This is a genomic window from Shewanella sp. SM68 (assembly GCF_025653925.1).
Lineage (GTDB): Bacteria > Pseudomonadota > Gammaproteobacteria > Enterobacterales > Shewanellaceae > Shewanella > Shewanella oncorhynchi.
This window is the reverse complement of record NZ_JAKKRU010000014.1, coordinates 22,189-41,088: the sequence shown is the minus strand read 5'-3', so window position 1 is coordinate 41,088 and position 18,900 is coordinate 22,189. Positions and strand designations below refer to the sequence as shown.

Genomic DNA, 18,900 nt, shown 5'->3' with positions numbered 1-18,900 from the left:
TCCACATAAAATATGGATTTATTAGATAAAGTTATCGCAAAAGCCATTGGCATGCCCCATAAGCCCTTAAGCCGGATAGTCTTCTGGTTGGGTTTTATTGTGATCATGTTGTTAGCCGCGCAAATTACATGGAAATTAGTGCCTACTAGCTCATCACCCAGTGCTTGGTCGCCAACGCCCGTTAACCTGACGGGTAAAGGTGCTGGGCAGGTTGATCTTGCGGGTTTACAGCAGCTTGGTCTCTTTGGTAAGGCAGATGCTAAATCTGAAAAGCCAAAAACTGAGGTTGTTGAGACTGTGACCGACGCGCCTAAGACCACGCTCTCTATTCAGCTCACTGGCGTTGTTGCATCGACAGCAGATCAGAAAGGCTTAGCGATCATTGAGTCAAACGGCAGCCAAGAGACCTACAGCTTAGGCGATAAAATTAAGGGCACTTCGGCATCACTGAAAGAAGTCTATGCCGATCGTATTATCATCACTAACGCTGGCCGTTACGAGACATTAATGCTCGATGGCTTAGTTTACACTAGCCAAAGCCCAGCCAATCAACAGTTACAACAAGCTAAGACTAATAAGACTGGCTCGGCAGTGAGCCGTGTCGATCAACGTAAAAATGCCGAAATCTCCCAAGAACTCGCCGAATCCCGCACCGAATTGTTAGCCGACCCTAGCAAGATCACCGATTATATTGCCATTTCGCCTGTCAGACAGGGTGATGCTGTGGCGGGATATCGCTTGAATCCAGGGAAAGACGCCAATTTGTTTAAGCAGACGGGTTTTAAAGCTAACGATTTAGCCAAATCGATTAATGGATACGACTTGACCGTAATGAGTCAAGCGTTAGAAATGATGAGCCAATTACCCGAGTTAACCGAAGTTTCTATTATGGTTGAGCGGGAAGGACAATTGGTTGAAATCATGTTTAGTTTGCCGCAATAACACGCGTTAGAGGAAAGAAAAAGAATGAATAACAAAAGGATTCGACGCAAGCTGATTGCTGGGGTTGTTGCGGGTGCAGCCATGTTCTCCTCCCAATTTGCTTGGTCTGAACAGTATGCGGCCAACTTTAAAGGCACGGATATTCAAGAATTTATCAATATAGTTGGTAAAAACCTGAATAAGACCATCATAGTTGACCCGACAATTCGCGGCAAAATCAACGTTCGCAGTTATGATCTGTTGAACGATGAACAGTATTACCAGTTTTTCCTCAACGTCTTACAAGTTTACGGTTATGCCATCGTTGAGATGGAAAATAACGTTATTAAAGTCATTAAAGACAAAGATGCCAAAACCGCTGCAATTCGAGTCGCTAACGATAACGACCCCGGCCTTGGTGATGAAATGGTGACGCGTATCGTGGCCTTGTATAACACTGAGGCTAAGCAATTAGCGCCGTTATTGCGCCAACTTAATGATAATGCGGGTGGTGGCAACGTAGTGAACTACGACCCTTCCAATGTCTTGATGTTGTCTGGCCGTGCTGCGGTAGTGAACAAGTTAGTCGAAATTATCCGCCGAGTGGATAAGCAAGGCGATACCTCGGTGCAAGTGGTGCCGTTAGAATTTGCCTCCGCGGGTGAAATGGTACGAATTATCGATACCCTTTATCGTGCTACCGCTAACCAATCCCAATTGCCAGGCCAAGCGCCAAAAGTGGTTGCTGACGAACGTATCAATGCCGTAGTCGTGAGCGGTGATGAGAAGAGCCGCCAACGTGTGGTCGAGCTTATCCGTCGTCTCGATGCCGAACAAGCCAGCACAGGTAACACAAAAGTTCGTTATCTACGTTATGCCAAAGCAGAAGATTTAGTTGAAGTGCTGACCGGTTTTGCCCAAAAGTTGGAAGGCGAGAAAGATCCGAGCGCTCAGGCTGCAGGTGGTAAACGCCGTAATGAAATCAATATCATGGCGCATACTGAAACCAACGCCTTAGTGATCAGTGCTGAACCCGATCAGATGCGCACTATCGAGAGCGTGATTAATCAACTCGACATCCGCCGTGCTCAGGTACTCGTAGAAGCCATTATCGTGGAAGTCGCCGAAGGCGATAGCGTCGGCTTTGGGGTCCAATGGGCCGCGAAAGCGGGTGGTGGTACTCAGTTTAATAACTTAGGCCCAACCATAGGTGAAATTGGTGCAGGTGTATGGCAGGCGCAAGATCAAGAAGGGACATTCATCACTAACCCGAGCACTGGTCAGGTGATAGGTCAAAACCCGAGTACTAAGGGAGATGTGACGCTACTCGCCCAAGCCTTAGGTAAAGTGAACGGTATGGCTTGGGGCGTGGCCATGGGCGACTTTGGTGCCTTAATTCAAGCAGTGTCGAGTGACACTAACTCAAACGTACTGGCAACGCCTTCTATTACGACCTTAGATAACCAAGAGGCCTCGTTTATTGTGGGTGACGAAGTGCCTATTCTGACAGGTTCTACCGCCAGCTCGAGCAACAGTAACCCATTCCAAACCGTTGAGCGTAAAGAGGTTGGGGTTAAACTGAAAGTGGTGCCGCAGATCAACGAAGGCAGCTCAGTTAAGCTGACGATTGAACAGGAGGTTTCTGGGGTTAACGGTAATACAGGCGTGGATATTTCCTTCGCGACTCGTCGCTTAACCACTACCGTTATGGCGGATTCTGGTCAAATTGTGGTACTCGGTGGTTTGATCAACGAAGAAGTACAAGAAAGTATACAAAAAGTACCGTTCTTGGGGGATATCCCTATTCTAGGACATTTGTTTAAATCTTCCTCGAGCAAAAAAACGAAGAAAAACCTCATGATCTTCATCAAGCCAACGATTATACGTGATGGCATCACGATGGAAGGGATTGCTGGACGTAAATATAATTATTTCAGAGCATTACAGCTTGAACAGCAAGAGCGTGGCGTTAACTTAATGCCTGATACTAAAGTGCCTGTACTAGATGAATGGAATCAGTCTGAGTATTTACCACCTGAAGTTAACGAGATTTTAGAGCGTTATAAAGAAGGTAAAGGCTTAGAGACTCAGATGCGTAAAACGGATCCGACGCTCAAAACACTCGATGAAAACAAAAACAAAGATAAAACCAATGAGTGAAATTCAACTATCCCAAGTCGATGACCTCAGCCAAGTCTCTAATGAGCTAGGCCTTGAAGCTGAAGGTGATGAGGTATTTCGTTCGAGCAGTAAAGAGCGTTTACCTTTTGCCTTTGCACACCGCCACGATGTGGTGCTCGCGCTGGGTGAAACGGGCGAGTTAAGCTTGTTCTATACGAGTAAAACACCGTTAACGGCTATGCTCGAAGCGCGGCGTTATTCGGGTGTTGATTTGCCTTTGGTTAAGCTCGAAGTGGCGAAGTTTGAGGCCAAACTCACTCAGGCATATCAGGCGAACTCGTCTGAAGCGCAGCAGTTGATGGAAGACATAGGCAACGAGATGGATTTATTCACCCTTGCCGAAGAGCTGCCGCAGACCGAAGACTTGCTCGAAGGTGATGATGATGCGCCTATCATCAAACTGATTAATGCCTTGTTATCTGAAGCGATTAAAGAAGAAGCGTCGGATATCCATATCGAAACCTACGAGAAACAGCTTGTGGTGCGTTTCCGTATCGATGGTGTGCTCAAGGAGGTCCTCAAGCCAAACCGTAAACTGTCGTCGCTGTTAGTCTCGCGGATTAAGGTTATGGCTCGCCTCGATATCGCCGAAAAACGTGTGCCACAGGATGGCCGTATTTCGCTGCGTATCGCAGGTCGTGCGGTAGATGTGCGGGTATCGACCATGCCATCGAGCCACGGTGAACGTGTTGTACTGCGTCTGCTGGATAAAAATACTGGCAACCTAGATTTAGAGCAATTGGGGATGACAGACAGTATTCGCGTTAAGTTTGAAGATCTTATTCGTCGCCCTCACGGGATCATTTTGGTGACTGGCCCAACGGGCTCGGGTAAAAGTACCACTTTGTATGCGGGTTTGACGGAGATCAACTCCAAAGACACCAACATACTCACAGTAGAAGACCCTATCGAATACGAGTTAGACGGTATTGGTCAGACCCAAGTTAACACTAAGGCCGACATGACCTTTGCTCGTGGTCTGCGCGCTATTTTGCGTCAAGATCCCGATGTCGTGATGATAGGTGAGATCCGTGACCTCGAAACTGCGCAAATTGCGGTGCAAGCGTCACTCACTGGCCACATGGTGATTTCAACCCTGCATACCAACACAGCCTCTGGCGCGATTACACGTTTGCAAGACATGGGCGTAGAGCCTTTCCTCGTGTCTTCAAGTTTACTCGGTGTGTTGGCTCAACGTTTGATCCGAACCCTTTGTCCTAAATGTAAAATCGAGCATGTGCCCGATGCGCGTGAGCGTGAGTTGCTGGGCATAGCTGCCGATGACGACAGACGTATTTTCCGTGCCAATGGCTGTAAATCCTGTGGTAACAATGGCTACCGTGGTCGAACCGGTATTCATGAGCTATTACTGGTTGACGATAATGTGCGTGAATTGATCCATGGCGGCCGCGGAGAGTTAGCCATCGAAAAGTATATTCGTCAGTTTGTACCAAGTATTCGTCACGATGGCATGAGCAAAGTGCTCGCGGGCATTACCACTCTCGAAGAAGTGCTACGTGTGACTCGCGAGGAGTAATTTATGCCAGCATTTGAATATAAGGCACTGGATGCCAAGGGAAAGCAGCTTAAGGGCGTGATTGAGGCGGATACCGCCAGACACGCCCGCAGCCAACTGCGCGATCAGCGCATGATGCCCTTGGAAATACTGCCTGTTACTGAAAAAGAAGCCAAAGCTAAGAGCAGCAGTTTTTCGTTTTTCAAACGTGGTATTTCAGTTGCTGAATTAGCTTTGATCACCCGCCAAATTGCGACCTTAGTGGCCGCGGGTTTACCGATTGAAGAATCCCTTAAAGCCGTTGGTCAGCAGTGCGAGAAAGATCGTCTCGCGAGCATGATTATGGCGGTACGTTCTCGGGTGGTGGAAGGTTATAGTCTGGCCGATTCCTTGGCTGAATTTCCGCATATTTTCGATGATTTATACCGTGCCATGGTGGCCTCGGGTGAAAAGTCCGGTCACTTAGAAGTGGTGCTTAATCGTCTGGCGGATTATACCGAGCGACGCCAACAGCTTAAATCTAAGCTGACCCAAGCCATGATTTATCCCGCGGTTTTGACCACAGTGGCGATAGGGGTGATTTCAATCCTGCTAGCAGCGGTAGTGCCTAAAGTGGTCGGACAGTTTGAGCACATGGGCGCCGAGTTACCCGCTTCGACCCGCTTCTTGATTTCTGCCTCTGACTTTGTTCAAAACTATGGTGTGTTTGTGGTCATCGCCTTAGTGCTGCTGTTTGCACTCTTTCGGCGCATGTTAAAGTCACCTGCGTTTCGGATGAAGTACGATAATTTTTTATTGAGCATGCCAGTTGTTGGCCGCGTGAGTAAGGGATTAAATACGGCGCGTTTTGCTCGGACGTTAAGTATCTTATCTGCCAGTTCAGTGCCTTTGCTCGATGGTATGCGTATTGCGAGTGAAGTGTTGCAGAATATGCGAGTGCGGGCCGCAGTTGACGATGCGACCGCACGCGTGCGGGAAGGAACTAGCTTAGGTGCAGCGTTGACTAATACTAAGTTGTTTCCGGCTATGATGTTATACATGATTGCGTCGGGCGAGAAGAGTGGTCAACTTGAGCAGATGTTAGAGCGGGCCGCCGATAACCAAGACAGGGAATTCGAAGGTAACGTCAACATAGCATTGGGTGTATTCGAGCCTATGCTGGTGGTCAGTATGGCGTGTGTTGTGCTCTTTATTGTGATGGCAATTTTGCAGCCAATTTTAGCCTTGAATAACTTGATTAGCGGTTAATTTTTGAATTTATGGATTATGACCAAGTCGATTGGCATAGGATTTTTTAGGAGAAGTAGTCGATGCAAATGAACAAGAAACATCAAGGTTTTACCTTACTCGAAGTGATGGTTGTTATCGTGATTTTAGGGATTTTAGCCTCTATGGTTGTGCCTAACTTGATGGGTAACAAAGACAAGGCTGACCAACAAAAAGCCGTGTCTGACATAGTTGCACTCGAAAATGCCTTAGATATGTATAAGTTAGATAACGGTGTCTATCCATCGACCGAACAAGGCTTAGAAGCATTAGTGCAAAAGCCTACGATTTCGCCTGAGCCACGTAACTACCGTGAAGATGGTTATGTAAAACGTTTGCCAGAAGATCCATGGCGCAATAACTACCTGTTGTTAAGCCCTGGCGAAAACGGCAAGTTAGATATTTTCAGTGCAGGCCCCGATGGTCAACCAGGTACCGAAGATGACATCGGTAACTGGAATTTACAGAATTTCCAATAAGATGCTAAAGCTGCGTCACGCTGGTTTCACCTTAATGGAGGTGATGCTAGTGATTTTGTTGATGGGGCTCACGGCTGCGGCTGTGACTATGTCTATCGGCAATTCTGGGCCGCAACAGGCCTTAGATAGAACGGCGCGGCAGTTTATTGCGGCCACTGAAATGGTGCTTGATGAAACCGTTTTAAGTGGCCAGTTTATTGGTATTGTGATTGAGAAAACCAGTTATCAGTTTGTTTTTTATAAAGAAGGTAAGTGGGAGCCTTTGGATAAAGACAGACTCTTATCTGAAAAGCAAATGGAGCCAGGGGTTGTACTGAACTTAGTGCTCGATGGTTTACCTTTGGTACAAGAGGATGAGAAAGACGATTCTTGGTTCGAAGAACCGCTGATTGAACCCTCTGCCGATGATAAGAAGAAACACCCTGAGCCACAGGTCATGCTATTCCCGAGCGGTGAAATGAGCGCTTTTGAGCTGACGTTTATCGCTAAAACTAACAAAGGCCAGCAGGCCGAAACGTTAGTGGTCGGTGATGCGCTGGGTAGATTAACCATAGGGCGCCCCGATGAAACGCGTTAAGGGCATGACCCTACTCGAAGTGATTGTGGCCCTTGCCGTATTTTCGATTGCGGCCGTGTCTATCACTAAAAGTTTGGGCGAGCAGATGGCAAACATGCCGATTCTGGAATCGCGCACTTTGGCACAGTGGGTGGCTGATAATCAGATGGTCGATGCCAGACTTGATCCACAGTTTCCTGAAATCGGTAAAAAAGAAGGTCAAGTTGAGCTCGCAGGAAAGGATTGGTATTGGCGTAAAGAAGTGGTGAAAACGACGGACGATAATTTTCGTATGATCCGCATAAGTGTGAGTGAAGACGAACGCTATCAGCGTATTGCCGCACAAGTGAGCAGTTATGTCCTTAAAACTAACTAGTGCGCAGCGGGGATTCACCCTGCTGGAAATGCTGATCGCCATCGCGATTTTCGCCATGATAGGTTTGGCTTCTAATGCGGTACTCAGCACAGTGCTGACTAACGATGAAGTGACACGCGCGTTTTCAACTCGGCTTAAAGCTCTACAGCAAGGTTTTGGTGCGATTGAGCGTGATCTCGCGCAAATGGTGGCGCGCACACCAAGATTACTCGAAGGTGGTCGAGGTTCGACCGTCTTCCAAACGGGCAATGATATCTTAGATTCGGAATCGGAAGCCTTAGTGTTTTACCGTTTAGGCTGGTTAAATCCCGACGGTTTATTACCGCGAGGCAGCTTACAGTCTGTGGCGTATGTGGTGCATGAAGGGCGGCTGGAACGTTGGTATTTTCCTTATCCTGAGCCTGAGTTTGGCGCCGAGCCAATTAAGACAGTGATTATCGACAAAGTGCTGTCGGTGGAATATTCCTTCTTCATGGAAGATAAGTGGGAGCGCAAAGTCGAGGCGACTAAGTTGCCTAAAGCGATCGCCATGGAGATTGAGATTGAAGGTTTAGGCAAGATCCAACGTAAGTTCTTGTTGCCGCTGGGTGCTGTTGCACCAGAAAAGTCTAAGGATGACGATAATAAAGACGAAAATCCTGACGATACGAACAAAGATAAAGACAAAGATGGTGATGGAGTCGATGATGGCTCGGGGAACGATCCTGGTGATCCAGGTGATGGTGACCCTGAAGATGAGGGCCGCGAATGAGAACCCAATCTCGGTCTAAACAGCGCGGTGTCGCACTGATAGTTGTGCTCTTGATTGTGGCCATGGTGGTGATTATCGCGACAAATATCACAGGTCGTAATCAGTTATCCATGCGTCGAACGTTGAACTTGGCCCAGTACGATCAAGCCTATTGGTATGCGATTTCTGCCGAAGAACTGGCGAAGAAGATTTTAAAACAAGATTTAGACGACTCGGAAGGTCGAGTCCACAGGCAACAATATTGGGCCATGGCCGATGTGGTGTTTCCGGCGGAATACGGTGAAATTGCTGGCAAGATCACTGATATGCGGGCCTGTTTTAACTTAAATGCCCTGTCTGTGACCACGAAAGAGGTGGAAAACAGTCAACCTAAGCTGCCGCTGGCGGCGAAGCAATATAAGGCCTTGTTGGTGAGTTTAGGGATGGACGACTTTAGTGCGGACCGTCTGACCCAGACCTTAAAAGATTATATCGACGAAGACACCACTGCTAGCCCTTATGGTGCCGAAGATGCGGAATACGAAGCGCGAAATGTGCCTTACCGTGCGGCCAATACGCTGATGAATCATCGCAGTGAATTACGGGCAGTGATGGGATACACCCAAGATATCTATTTGAAACTCTTGCCCTATGTATGCGTTATCCCTGGCAATGACAGGCAATTACTGAATGTGAATACCTTGGAAGTCGAGCAAGCGGCGCTGTTAGCTGGCATGCTTGATAATCAGATTTCGGTCGGCGAAGCAGAAAGCATTATCAACCAACGCCCCGGCGATGGCTTTGCCAAAATCGAAGATTTTTATGAAAGCTCATCTATGGGCTCGATCAAGTGGGAAGGTGCCATGAAGTCCAGCTTTGTCATCGATAGCCAATATTTTTTATTGGCCTCGGGGGCGAAGGTTGATAACGCCGTATTTAGAATGGAAAGTGTGCTCAATAAGAGCGGCGGCAATAAAATGGAAGTGCTCACCCGTCAGTTTGGTGGCCAAAAATAATGGCAGTGCTCACCCGGCAGAATCTGGTGGACAAAAATAATAGCAGTGCTCACCCGGCAGGGTTTGATGTTGGTGGGCAAAAATAATGGCAGTGCTCACCCGGCAGAATCTGGTGGACAAAAATAATAGCAACGAGCTCAGTCACGCTTTCTTGACTGGGACTGGTGGAGAAAAACTGTGAGTGAACGGCTATTTATTCGCTTAGGCAGAACAGCAGAGCAAGCGTGCTCTTGGCTCGTTTGGTCGGAGCAAGAACAGGAAATTATCGCTTCTGGTGAGCTCGCCAATGCCCAAGGTTTGTCGACCTTAACCGAGCGTGCGGGCAATCGTCCCGTCGATGTGTTAGTGCCCGCAGCGGCAATGACACTCACTAGTGTGCATTTGCCCGAAAAAGGCCAACGCCAAGCCTTGAAAGCCTTGCCTTTTATGCTCGAAGAAGCCTTAGCCGATGATGTCGATGCTATGCATTTTACTGTTGGTCCACGTGACGGTGACGCCTTAAGTGTGGTCGCAGTGGCACATGAGCAAATGCAGACTTGGCTGAGTTGTTTGACCGAAGCGGGTTTAAAAGTGAAGCGCATTGTGCCTGATTGTTTAGCCTTGCCATTGCAAGAGTGCCAATGGGCGGCAATGAATTTTGGCAATGAGCTATTGCTGCGTACCGGATTAGCTTCGGGCCAGAGCTTACCTCTGCCTTGGTTGCCAATTGCGTTAGAACAACTTAGGCCCACACAGGGTGAGGTCTCTGTCGCCAGTTACACCGAGATGCAACTTGAGGGGGTCGAGCTTAAGCCGCAGTCACTTGAGCTACCTATGTTAGTGTTAGCCCGCGGCATTTTGCATGCGCCAGTGAATTTACTGAGCGGCGTTTACACGCCGAAGCGTGAATACAGCAAACAGTTGATGATGTGGAAAAGTGCGGCCATCGTTATTGCCATCGCGTGCGTGCTGGCCTTAGTGAATAAAGGGCTGACTATACATCAAGTCAATGGTCAGGTTGCCGATCTTAAAGCCCAGAGTGAATCCATTTATCAGCAAGTGATCCCGGGAAATTCGCGCATTGTTAACCTACGTTCGCAGATGGAAAGTCAATTACGTGCATTGCAGGGACAGGGCAGTGGTGCCGAGTTTTTTGCTATGCTCGATGGTTTACAGGATGCCTTTAAGCAAGTGCCTGAACTTAAACCTAATAGCTTAAGATTCGAAAGCGCTCGTAACGAGATCCGCATGCAAGTGAGTGCGAAAAATTACGCACAAATCGAGAAGTTTAAAGAGATTGTCGGTCGTCGTTTTCAACTCGATGGCGGCACTATGAATAGCGGTGAAGAGCAAGTCACCAGTACCTTAACTTTGAGGAGCAAATAAGATGGATAATTTGCGGACTTGGTGGCAAGGGCTCGCATCGCGCGAGCAGCAGTTAGTAGGCTTTTGCTCGGTATTTTTAGTCATTGGTATTTTTTATTGGGGTGTTTGGACGCCGATTGCCAATGCTGAAGCCGATGCATTACGTAACCTCAATGCACAACAACAGACGTTGAACTATGTAAAACAAACGGCGAATAAAATAGCGAGTCTTAAGCAGAACGGTGCTAAGCCAACTACGTCGGGCAGTTTAAGCTCAGTGGTTAACCAAACTGCGGGCAATTATGGGTTAGTGATTACTCGCATGCAGCCCCAAGGCGATAAGATCCAAGTGTGGATGGACGATGTTCCTTTTGATGCCTTGTTAGGTTATTTGAGTGAATTAGTGCAGAAGAAAGGACTTTCACTCGAAAGTGTTGATTTGGCTGAGGCCGATGTACCTGGCTATGTCAAAGTGAGACGTATCCAATTAGCGCAATAAATTAAGGTGTAGCTGTGAGTTTGATAAAAAAAGTCATCATAGGCGTACTGATTTATTTAATATTTTTAGTCGTTCTATTCCCCGCTAAGATTGCGATAGCGTTAGCCCCATTGCCCGCGAATATCAGTGTTTCGGGTGTGAGTGGCAGTATTTGGTCTGGCAGCGTAGAAACCTTAAGTATGCCGCAGCGCCAGGTAGAGCAAGTGCGTTGGGATCTGAGTCCTTGGGCGCTATTTTTAGGTAAAGTGAAAGTTGATTTTCAAGTGGGCAGCCGCGCAACACCTGTCAGTGCTAAGGGATTAATTTCTTGGTCTATGGGAGGCTTAAGTGCGAAGGGGTTACGTTTCGAAGCGCCGGATAGCTTTTTACTCGGCAATGCAAAACTGCCTTTTAAAACCGAAATATCCGGTGAAGTCAGCCTATTAGTCGAGACGTTAGAGCAAGGTAAGCCTTGGTGTGAACAGTTGTCTGGTAAGCTGTTTTTGAATCAAACCAATGTTAAGAATCAGTTTGGTAACTATCCTCTAGGTAATATTGAACTCGGACTGAGTTGTGTCGAAGGCAAAGCGCAATTGGCCACAGATGAAACCAAGAACCAGCTTGGTATTGTTGGTACCTTACAGTTAGATGAAGGCAATATGGTGAAGGTTGAGGCTAAGATTAAAGAAACGGCAGAGCAACCAGAAGATATGCGTGAGTCGCTGAATATTTTAGGTAAGCGTGGTGCGGATGGTTATTTCCCTGTGGTATATCAGGGGCGGATCCCTGGGTTATAGCGCTGTTTTAGATGAGCACTTAAACTTAATGTGAGTGCTCAGATGTGAAGGGCGTAATGCGAGAGTTGCGATTAAATGTCCGATCATAAAACAATACGATGAATAGAAACGAAGGCACCTTAGGTGCCTTTTTTATAGCCTTTTTATCGCGTTAGATCAGTCAGTAGTGAGTGATAGTCGGTAATCGCGGGGAAATCTTGAAAGACTTTGATTGGTTTTTTACTGTCTGGGTTAGCAATCCCTAATTGATGACCCACACCGGCAAGTTTTGCGGCCTTGAGTATGGGTTCGCTATCGTCGATAAAGAGACAGCGACTTGGTTCAAGGTTGAATTGCTTAAACAAGGTCTGCCAAAATTGTGGGTGTTCCTTAGGGTAACCTGTCTCGTGGCTAGAAATCATGTCATCGAGCCCTGCTGCCAGCTCGGTATGTTCAAGCTTTAAGGCAAGACTCTTGGGATGCGCATTGGTCACTAAGATGCGCCGTTTACCCGCAGAGGCCAAGGCCGTTAAAAATGGCATGCTGTCTTGGCGCAGTTGAATACGATCCACTAAAGTGCGGTGCAAGCCCATAATGTCGAGCTGCAGTTGCTCCTGCCAATAATCGAGACAGTACCAATCGAGCGTGCCTACGACTTTCTCATAGGCGTTCACAACTAATTGCTGCGCTTCGTTGTGGCTCAAACCTTGTTGGCGACTCAATTCCTGCGGTACTAAATTCAGCCAAAAATGATTGTCGAAGTGCAAATCCAATAGGGTGCCATCCATATCGAGCAGAACCGTATCGATAGTCTTCCAGTTAAACATGGGTATTTCCTATTTTTGCAAAACTGAATCACGCTTAGCATTGATTGTTGCACTGCGTAATACTCAGTGATGACGATGATTCGAGTCACTTGTATGCTTAAATCTTTGTGCTAGTCTTGGATGATTAATTATTTTTAGTCTGAAAATTAAGCGGTTGGATATGGATATCTGTTCTTTTGCCCTATTAGCTCAAGTTTCAAACCCCCTTAGTTTACAGCAAGAGTTGAATGCTTTGCTGCAACAAGACTGGTTACCCCATGTAAATCAGCGTGATTATATGGGTGGTTGGGATGTTCTCGTCTTACGCTGTGCAGCAGAGTATCGCGGTGCTCATCCTATCTTGCAAGCCTTCTCAATTTCTACCGGTCAGCACTGGCAAGATTTGCCTCAACTCGAATCGAGCCCTGCGTTATGCCATTTTCTACAATCTTTAGCCTGCCCAGTGAAATCCGTGCGTTTGATGCGCTTACATGCGGGGGCAGAAATCAAACCCCATAGAGATCAAGGACTCTGCCTAGAACAAGGCGAGGCAAGACTGCATTTGCCACTGCAAACGAATGAGCAACTCAACTTTTACGTGGACGATAAACGTGTACCCATGCAGGCCGGAGAGCTTTGGTATATCAATGCCGACCAAGTCCATTGGGTTGAAAATAAAGGGCAGGATGCGCGGATCAATTTAGTGATTGATTGCGAGGTCAATACTTGGTTAAGGGAGTTAATCGATGCTGCAAAGATCAGAGCTTGAATTAGGGCATAGTTTGGATGTAGCTGTATTAACTCAGTTTGCTAATTCGCTACTGCTGTCAACCTCAGCAGGGGAGTCTAAACGGCTCATTGATCCCATGCTGAAGCAGTTGTGCCAAATAGCGGCAGTGGAGTTACACCCCGAGTCTTTTTTGGATACTGAGGCGAGCCATACGCCTTTTGGTAAGGCGGTGTCATTCACTACCGCGGCGCAGTGTGCCGAAGATCCCGAACGGGGTCGAGTCTTTATACAAGGGATTTATCAAGCAATACAAGATCGTCTAAAGGCTCATCCCGGGCAGATTGTGAACATCTTATATGCGGGGACTGGGCCTTTTGCTTGGTTATTATTACCTCTGCTGCCGTTATTTTCTGCGAGTCAAATTCAAGTGACCTTGCTCGACATTCATCAAGCCTCGTTAGATAAAGTCACCAAGCTTATTGAACACTTTGATTTGGCTGATCGTGTGGTGGAGAGTGCCTGTGCGGACGCCACGCTTTGGCAGCCAAATACAGTCGTAAAGTTTGATGTGATTCTTTCCGAAACCATGAAGCACTTGTTGCAACAGGAGCCGCAAGTGCAAATTTTTACCCATTTACAGGCGTATCTTGCAGATGATGGTGTGCTCATCCCGCAAAATATTGAGTTAGACGCTTGGCTTGAGTGTCGTACTGTGCAGGATTTTGTGGAGACGCATTATTTAGGACCTTTGTTTGCACTCAACCTGCAAACTGCGCGCTTACTTGCCAGTGGAGACCGTAGCTTCTTGGCTGGTACTTTACTGCTCCCCGATTTCACCCCGAGTGCGGTAACGCTTAAGTTCACGACTTCCGTTCAAGTCTATGGTAATTCCACGCTGAGCGAATACCAATCTCAACTCACGTTACCTCGATATCGACGTGAACATTGGCTTAAGCCACTCTCATGCCTTGCTTTTCGATATGAGCAGGGTACTCATCCCGATTTTGTGTTTGATGTTATAGAGCAAAAACCAGTGCTGGTGTCGAGTGACGATCTGAGCTGCTTAGGCATTTATCATTTGCAGCGGCTTTGGCAAAAGATACAGCTACGCAAACGGGGAGTGCCATTCACTGAACTGGCTAATGAATGGCACTTAGATAAAACCTTGCTGGATCTTTGTGGAATAGGGCTAGAGCCGGGTCTAAGAGCTTTATATCAAAACGATCATCAGTCAGCTTTTGTTGCTTACATTCAGCAAATCGCCAAGCTGACAGCCGCGGATATTGCAGGGATTAATCAGCAATTAGGCGCTATTTTCCATGGATTAACGCCATCGGTCACTGTACCAGAAGTCGAAGACTTCAATTCAGCGGAGGTTGAAGACTCAAATCCGGCGGCAGTACTCAGTGAGTCACAACTCAATTTTTGGCAAAGTGAAGGCTACTTAGTGATCCCGCAAGTACTCACGGCAGAGCAATGCGCCGCAACTCGAGATTTTATTTGGCAGCAGTTAGGAGCCAATGAACAAGATCCCACCACTTGGTATCAACCTCATGAGTTTATGCAGAAAATCATGCTACAACTGTTTCGCCATCCGCAACTAGATGCGAATCGACAAGTCTCCAAAATCCGTCAAGTGTTTGAACGGTTGTGGCAGCGAACTGATTTAGTTATGACAACCGATAGAGTCAGTTTTAATCCACCTGAAACGCCAACTTGGCATTTCCCCGGTCCGGATATGCACTGGGATATGCCGCTACAGCTACCCGTTAAGTTTGCGACTCAAGGGTTAATTTATTTAACCGATACCAGTGCCGAACAAGGCGCATTCTGTTGTGTCCCCAGATTTCATCTCAAGATAGAGGAGTGGCTTCTCGAACAGAACAAGCCTGATATTGAGCTTCAGCAACAGGATTGGCATCGCTGGCAAGTAAAACCTATAGCGGCTAAAGCGGGCGATTTAATCATTTGGCACCATGCCTTGCCCCACGGCGCCAGTCCTAATCGTGGGACGTTACCGCGTATGGTGCAATACATTAACTTTTACCCTATGGCTTCCTAATGGTTGATTTTAAAGAACAACAGCAACGCTATTGGTTGTTAGTTCATAATCCAGCCGCCCTGAGGGAGCTTGGCAAGGTTATGACTCTCACCAACTTTTGCCAATATTTGCGGCTTTTTTGGTACTTACCAGACTGTGGCGATGATACGTTACTGGCCATCTTGCATACTGGTAATCGACAAAGGATAGAGCCGGATTATTCACTCTTCTGCCAGTTTTGGGCGCCAGCAGACTATGACCCTAAACGCAGAGTATTAGAGTGGATGTCCGCCGCAGAAAAACCGATTCATCCTTTCTACTCGGAGCATATTTCTGCCGTGCGGGGTCAGTTATTGTCCGCCTTGATCAAACCCCAAACTGCTCTGTTACCTGCGCCAAATCTTTCTGGGCTAGTAGAACAAGTGCAGCCTGCCGGATTTATATTTCACCTCTCTCGCTGTGGATCTACCTTAGTGTCGCGCAGTTTTGCGGGGTTATCTAAATGCAGGGCGTTATCTGAATCGCCTTTGCTGACTCAAGTGCTATTGGATAGGAACCTATCAGACACTGAAAGACGCGCAGCTTTAATATTTTGCATTAATACCCAAGGTCAGTTGTTTCATCCTGAACAGCATTTGTTGATTAAATGGAATGCGTGGGATTTGCAGTTTTGGCCATTGATCCTATCACTTTATCCTCAAGTTCCCGTGTTATTGCTACTTAGGGACCCCGTCGAGATCTTAGCCTCACAGCAAAAGTCTGCTGGATATCATATGGTGCGACAACCGTCTCGACCTTTATTCCGTGAATTATCAGTACCAGAGGAGGGGGAGTCGATACTGGATTATCAATGTAAGGTATTGCGCTTGTTATTGGGTTATGGGTTAGAGATGAGTCAGCGTAACCAAGTGATGGTCGTGGATTATCAGGAGTTGTTACCCGCGATAGCGAATAAAATCGCAAACTGGTTTTCGTTGGCTCTCTCTAAAGAAGAGTGCAGCCAAGTCGAACAATGTCAGTTAATACACTCTAAAACAGCCACGCAGCCCTTTGTAGCAGATTCACAATCTAAACAAAGTTTTTTTTCGGCTAAGCAAAAAGAACAGATCCACCGTTATTGTAACTGGTCTAATCTTCACCTTTTTGAAACTAAAGGTTAACATAAATCTTGTATTTTTGTGTGATGTGAACTAGCTTTAGCCAACTATCTATATTAAAAAATATCAGCAAGTTAACGTTTTTATTCTAGGGATGGAAAATGCAACCATGTACTTCCAAGTCGTTAGCCTTTTTTATTCTGCGAACGCATTTCCCTGAGTCACTCTTTAAACCTGTCATTCGATTTGTTGAGTTTTGCCCGTTAACCCCGAGCTGCCACGACGAATTAAAGAACTATAAAGCGCTGTTAGAGTTACTTATTACAGGGAATGTATTTGATGGTAGAAGACATCGTATTACCTAAAGCCTATTCATTGCGTTATGCGTATAAAAATGACGATGCTTTTGTATTTGCACTATTTTGTTCTGCAAGGACGGAATTGTCTCTATTACCGCTTCCCCCACAGCAACGAGAGCTGTTAGTGCAACAACAATACCGCTTACAGCAAGCGAGTTACGCTGCCCAATACCCTCAAGCGGTGACTCTAATCATTGAATATCAATCAATTTCTATTGGCAAAATCATACTTAATCCCTCTGCTAACGGTGTCCATATCGTCGATTTTGTCATCGCACCGCAATTTCGTGGCTATGGTTATGGTTCAGTCATTTTGGACTCGGTAAAAGCCTATGCCCAAGCAAAAGAGGCGAGTGTGAGTCTGAGTGTTGATCGACAAAATATGCGTGCGAAACAGTTATATCTTCGCTTGGGTTTCTTACCTTTTGAAATATCACCTACCCAAGAGTGGCTATCGTGGCCATCACCATAGGTAGTGTTGTTTGAGGGAAGAGGAAAGCGTGTGTAATCAAACAGATGATGTATAGATAGGTTTATTTTTATTAAGGATTCATGGATGTCTGATTTTTTTCTCGGAGAAATTAAGCTTCTCCCATACAACTGGGCACCTAAGTATTGGACTTTGTGTGCAGGGCAATTATTGCCAATCAACACCAACCAAGCGCTTTTTTCACTCTTGGGTACGACCTACGGTGGCGACGGTATCAATACTTTTGCGTTGCCGGATTTACGTGGTCGCGTACCAGTTCACCCTAATGTTAGTGCAGGTTTGCCTCAGGGCAGTAAGGCGGGTGTTGAAAATGTAACCCTAGTACCTAACAACCTGCCAGTACACAATCACCTTGTGATGGCCAGTTCTACGGCGGGCGATACCACGTTGCTTGCAGGCAATAATATTGCCGCCGCCAAAAATGCAGCAGGTGAGGTCAATTTGTATGGGTCCGCTGCAAGTTTACAAGCGTTGGACCCTGCAACTGTATCCAGTACCGGCGGCAATCAAGCCCATGAAAATTGTCAGCCTTCACTGGTAATGAATTATTGCATTGCCACTCAAGGCATTTACCCTTCACGTAACTAGAGGAGAATCACTATGGATCCTTATATCGGTGATATCCGTCTTTTTGCGGGTAGTTTTGCACCTAGAGGTTGGATGTTGTGCGCTGGTCAGCTATTAAGTATTAGCGAGCAAAGCACTCTTTTCGCAATTATCGGAACTACTTATGGTGGTGATGGGGTAACAACATTTCAATTGCCGGATTTGCGCGGTCGCCTTCCAGTTGGGCAGGGTAATGGCCTTGGTCTGACTCCCCGTGTTATTGGCCAGCAGTTTGGTGTTGAATCCGTTACCTTATTAACGCCGCAAATACCTTCACACAGCCATAGTTTGTCGGCGAGTACTGCAAGTCCCTCCACATCACCTAGCCCTATGGGTAATGTCTTTGCCCATAGTAATACCGATAATATTTATGCTCCTTTGCCATCTAGCGGTGCCGATCCCCAAGTTATGAATGCACTCAGTGTGCAAGCCTCAGGGGGAACACAACCACACAATAACATCATGCCTACTACAGCGATAAATTACATCATATGTATTGAAGGCATTTTCCCATCGCGTAATTAAGGAGCGAAATTATGGATCCATTTATAGGTGAAATCCGTTTGTTGCCATTCAGCTTCGCTCCCCACAATTGGGCGCTGTGTAATGGCCAAATATTGTCAATCGCAAGTAATACCGCGTTGTTTTCAATTATCGGAATTACTTATGGTGGCAATGGTACAACCACATTCCAATTGCCTAATTTGCAGGGGCAGACCGTAGTTGGTGTAGGTCAGGGCCCCGGGCTGAGAACCTGGGATTGGGGCGAACAGTTTGGTGAAAATGGGGTGACGCTGATCTCCACTGAAATGCCAGCACACAACCACACGCTGACCGGTTTGAATAATCAGGGGACTTTGCCTTCTCCGGCAGCGAATACCTATCTTGCGAAGGATGGACGTGGTGGTGGCATAGTCAACTATATGCAGGCAGCACCAGGTACATTAAATACCACTATGGCACCACAGACTTTAGGTCTAAATGGTGGTGGTCTACCCCATGAAAACCGTCAGCCATTTATCGCATTGAATTATTGTATTGCCCTTTATGGTGTATTTCCGGCACGCAATTAATTGATGAATGATCCCGGCATGTTTGTCGGGAAGTTTTTAATAAATATTTTTAATTAGTA

At 46.7% G+C, this 18,900-nt stretch carries 20 protein-coding genes; 19 read left to right on the top strand and 1 reads right to left on the bottom strand.

Features of this window, described 5'->3' with window-relative positions:
* Positions 1-12: 12 nt before the first annotated feature.
* From gspC to L5M40_RS19095, 12 genes are all read left to right on the top strand, one after another.
* The gene (gene gspC, locus L5M40_RS19150; protein WP_263175868.1) at positions 13-942 is read left to right on the top strand and encodes a type II secretion system protein GspC; all 930 of its coding nucleotides are present in this window, start codon (positions 13-15) and stop codon (positions 940-942) included.
* Positions 943-966: 24 nt separating this feature from the next.
* Complete coding sequence (gene gspD, locus L5M40_RS19145; protein ID WP_212600806.1) at positions 967-3,081, top strand: type II secretion system secretin GspD; 2,115 nt, start codon at positions 967-969, stop codon at positions 3,079-3,081.
* Positions 3,074-4,639 carry a type II secretion system ATPase GspE gene (gene gspE / locus L5M40_RS19140; RefSeq protein ID WP_105250994.1) on the top strand — a complete coding sequence of 522 codons (1,566 nt, stop codon included), beginning with the start codon at positions 3,074-3,076 and terminating at the stop codon, positions 4,637-4,639. Before gspD ends, gspE begins: the two co-directional genes overlap by 8 nt.
* Positions 4,640-4,642: 3 nt before the next feature.
* A complete protein-coding gene (gspF, locus tag L5M40_RS19135; RefSeq protein ID WP_105250995.1) occupies positions 4,643-5,866 on the top strand; it encodes a type II secretion system inner membrane protein GspF in 1,224 nt (407 codons plus the stop codon).
* 62 nt (positions 5,867-5,928) lie between these two features.
* Positions 5,929-6,363, top strand: coding sequence for a type II secretion system major pseudopilin GspG (gene gspG, locus L5M40_RS19130; protein ID WP_105250996.1), 435 nt, complete (start codon positions 5,929-5,931; stop codon positions 6,361-6,363).
* A 1-nt stretch (position 6,364) separates the two neighbouring features.
* Positions 6,365-6,940 carry a type II secretion system minor pseudopilin GspH gene (gene gspH / locus L5M40_RS19125; RefSeq protein WP_113941577.1) on the top strand — a complete coding sequence of 192 codons (576 nt, stop codon included), beginning with the start codon at positions 6,365-6,367 and terminating at the stop codon, positions 6,938-6,940.
* A complete protein-coding gene (gene gspI, locus L5M40_RS19120) occupies positions 6,927-7,295 on the top strand; it encodes a type II secretion system minor pseudopilin GspI (RefSeq protein ID WP_105250998.1) in 369 nt (122 codons plus the stop codon). Before gspH ends, gspI begins: the two co-directional genes overlap by 14 nt.
* The gene (gene gspJ / locus L5M40_RS19115; RefSeq protein ID WP_263175866.1) at positions 7,276-8,046 is read left to right on the top strand and encodes a type II secretion system minor pseudopilin GspJ; all 771 of its coding nucleotides are present in this window, start codon (positions 7,276-7,278) and stop codon (positions 8,044-8,046) included. The genes gspI and gspJ overlap by 20 nt, the downstream gene beginning before the upstream one ends.
* The gene (gspK, locus tag L5M40_RS19110; protein ID WP_263175865.1) at positions 8,043-9,041 is read left to right on the top strand and encodes a type II secretion system minor pseudopilin GspK; all 999 of its coding nucleotides are present in this window, start codon (positions 8,043-8,045) and stop codon (positions 9,039-9,041) included. The genes gspJ and gspK overlap by 4 nt, the downstream gene beginning before the upstream one ends.
* 177 nt (positions 9,042-9,218) lie before the next feature.
* The gene (gspL, locus tag L5M40_RS19105) at positions 9,219-10,406 is read left to right on the top strand and encodes a type II secretion system protein GspL (protein ID WP_263175864.1); all 1,188 of its coding nucleotides are present in this window, start codon (positions 9,219-9,221) and stop codon (positions 10,404-10,406) included.
* Between the two features lies 1 nt (position 10,407).
* Complete coding sequence (locus L5M40_RS19100; RefSeq protein ID WP_105251002.1) at positions 10,408-10,884, top strand: type II secretion system protein M; 477 nt, start codon at positions 10,408-10,410, stop codon at positions 10,882-10,884.
* A 14-nt stretch (positions 10,885-10,898) separates the two neighbouring features.
* Complete coding sequence (locus L5M40_RS19095; RefSeq protein ID WP_263175863.1) at positions 10,899-11,660, top strand: type II secretion system protein N; 762 nt, start codon at positions 10,899-10,901, stop codon at positions 11,658-11,660.
* A 143-nt stretch (positions 11,661-11,803) separates the two neighbouring features.
* Here L5M40_RS19095 and yrfG read toward each other — a convergent pair whose 3' ends face one another.
* Positions 11,804-12,466, bottom strand: a complete 663-nt coding sequence (gene yrfG / locus L5M40_RS19090) for a GMP/IMP nucleotidase (RefSeq protein ID WP_263175862.1) — start codon at positions 12,464-12,466, stop codon at positions 11,804-11,806.
* Between the two features lie 160 nt (positions 12,467-12,626).
* Here yrfG and L5M40_RS19085 point away from each other — a divergent pair, with 160 nt between their 5' ends.
* The 7 genes from L5M40_RS19085 (at position 12,627) to L5M40_RS19055 (ending at position 18,841) form a co-directional block, all read left to right on the top strand.
* Entirely contained in the window at positions 12,627-13,214 is a 588-nt protein-coding gene (locus L5M40_RS19085) for an aspartyl/asparaginyl beta-hydroxylase domain-containing protein (protein WP_173242591.1), read from the top strand.
* On the top strand, positions 13,192-15,237 hold the full coding sequence (locus tag L5M40_RS19080) for a phytanoyl-CoA dioxygenase family protein (RefSeq protein WP_263175861.1): 2,046 nt from the start codon (positions 13,192-13,194) through the stop codon (positions 15,235-15,237). Before L5M40_RS19085 ends, L5M40_RS19080 begins: the two co-directional genes overlap by 23 nt.
* Positions 15,237-16,376, top strand: coding sequence for a sulfotransferase family protein (locus L5M40_RS19075; RefSeq protein WP_263175860.1), 1,140 nt, complete (start codon positions 15,237-15,239; stop codon positions 16,374-16,376). The genes L5M40_RS19080 and L5M40_RS19075 overlap by 1 nt, the downstream gene beginning before the upstream one ends.
* 276 nt (positions 16,377-16,652) lie before the next feature.
* Entirely contained in the window at positions 16,653-17,144 is a 492-nt protein-coding gene (locus tag L5M40_RS19070) for a GNAT family N-acetyltransferase (RefSeq protein WP_181800906.1), read from the top strand.
* 84 nt (positions 17,145-17,228) lie between these two features.
* Positions 17,229-17,750 (top strand): phage tail protein, encoded by a 522-nt coding sequence (locus tag L5M40_RS19065; RefSeq protein WP_131525226.1) that lies wholly within the window; start codon positions 17,229-17,231, stop codon positions 17,748-17,750.
* A gap of 12 nt (positions 17,751-17,762) precedes the next feature.
* Positions 17,763-18,293 (top strand): phage tail protein, encoded by a 531-nt coding sequence (locus L5M40_RS19060; RefSeq protein WP_263175858.1) that lies wholly within the window; start codon positions 17,763-17,765, stop codon positions 18,291-18,293.
* Between the two features lie 11 nt (positions 18,294-18,304).
* Positions 18,305-18,841, top strand: a complete 537-nt coding sequence (locus tag L5M40_RS19055) for a phage tail protein (RefSeq protein ID WP_113941567.1) — start codon at positions 18,305-18,307, stop codon at positions 18,839-18,841.
* Positions 18,842-18,900 lie beyond the last annotated feature (59 nt).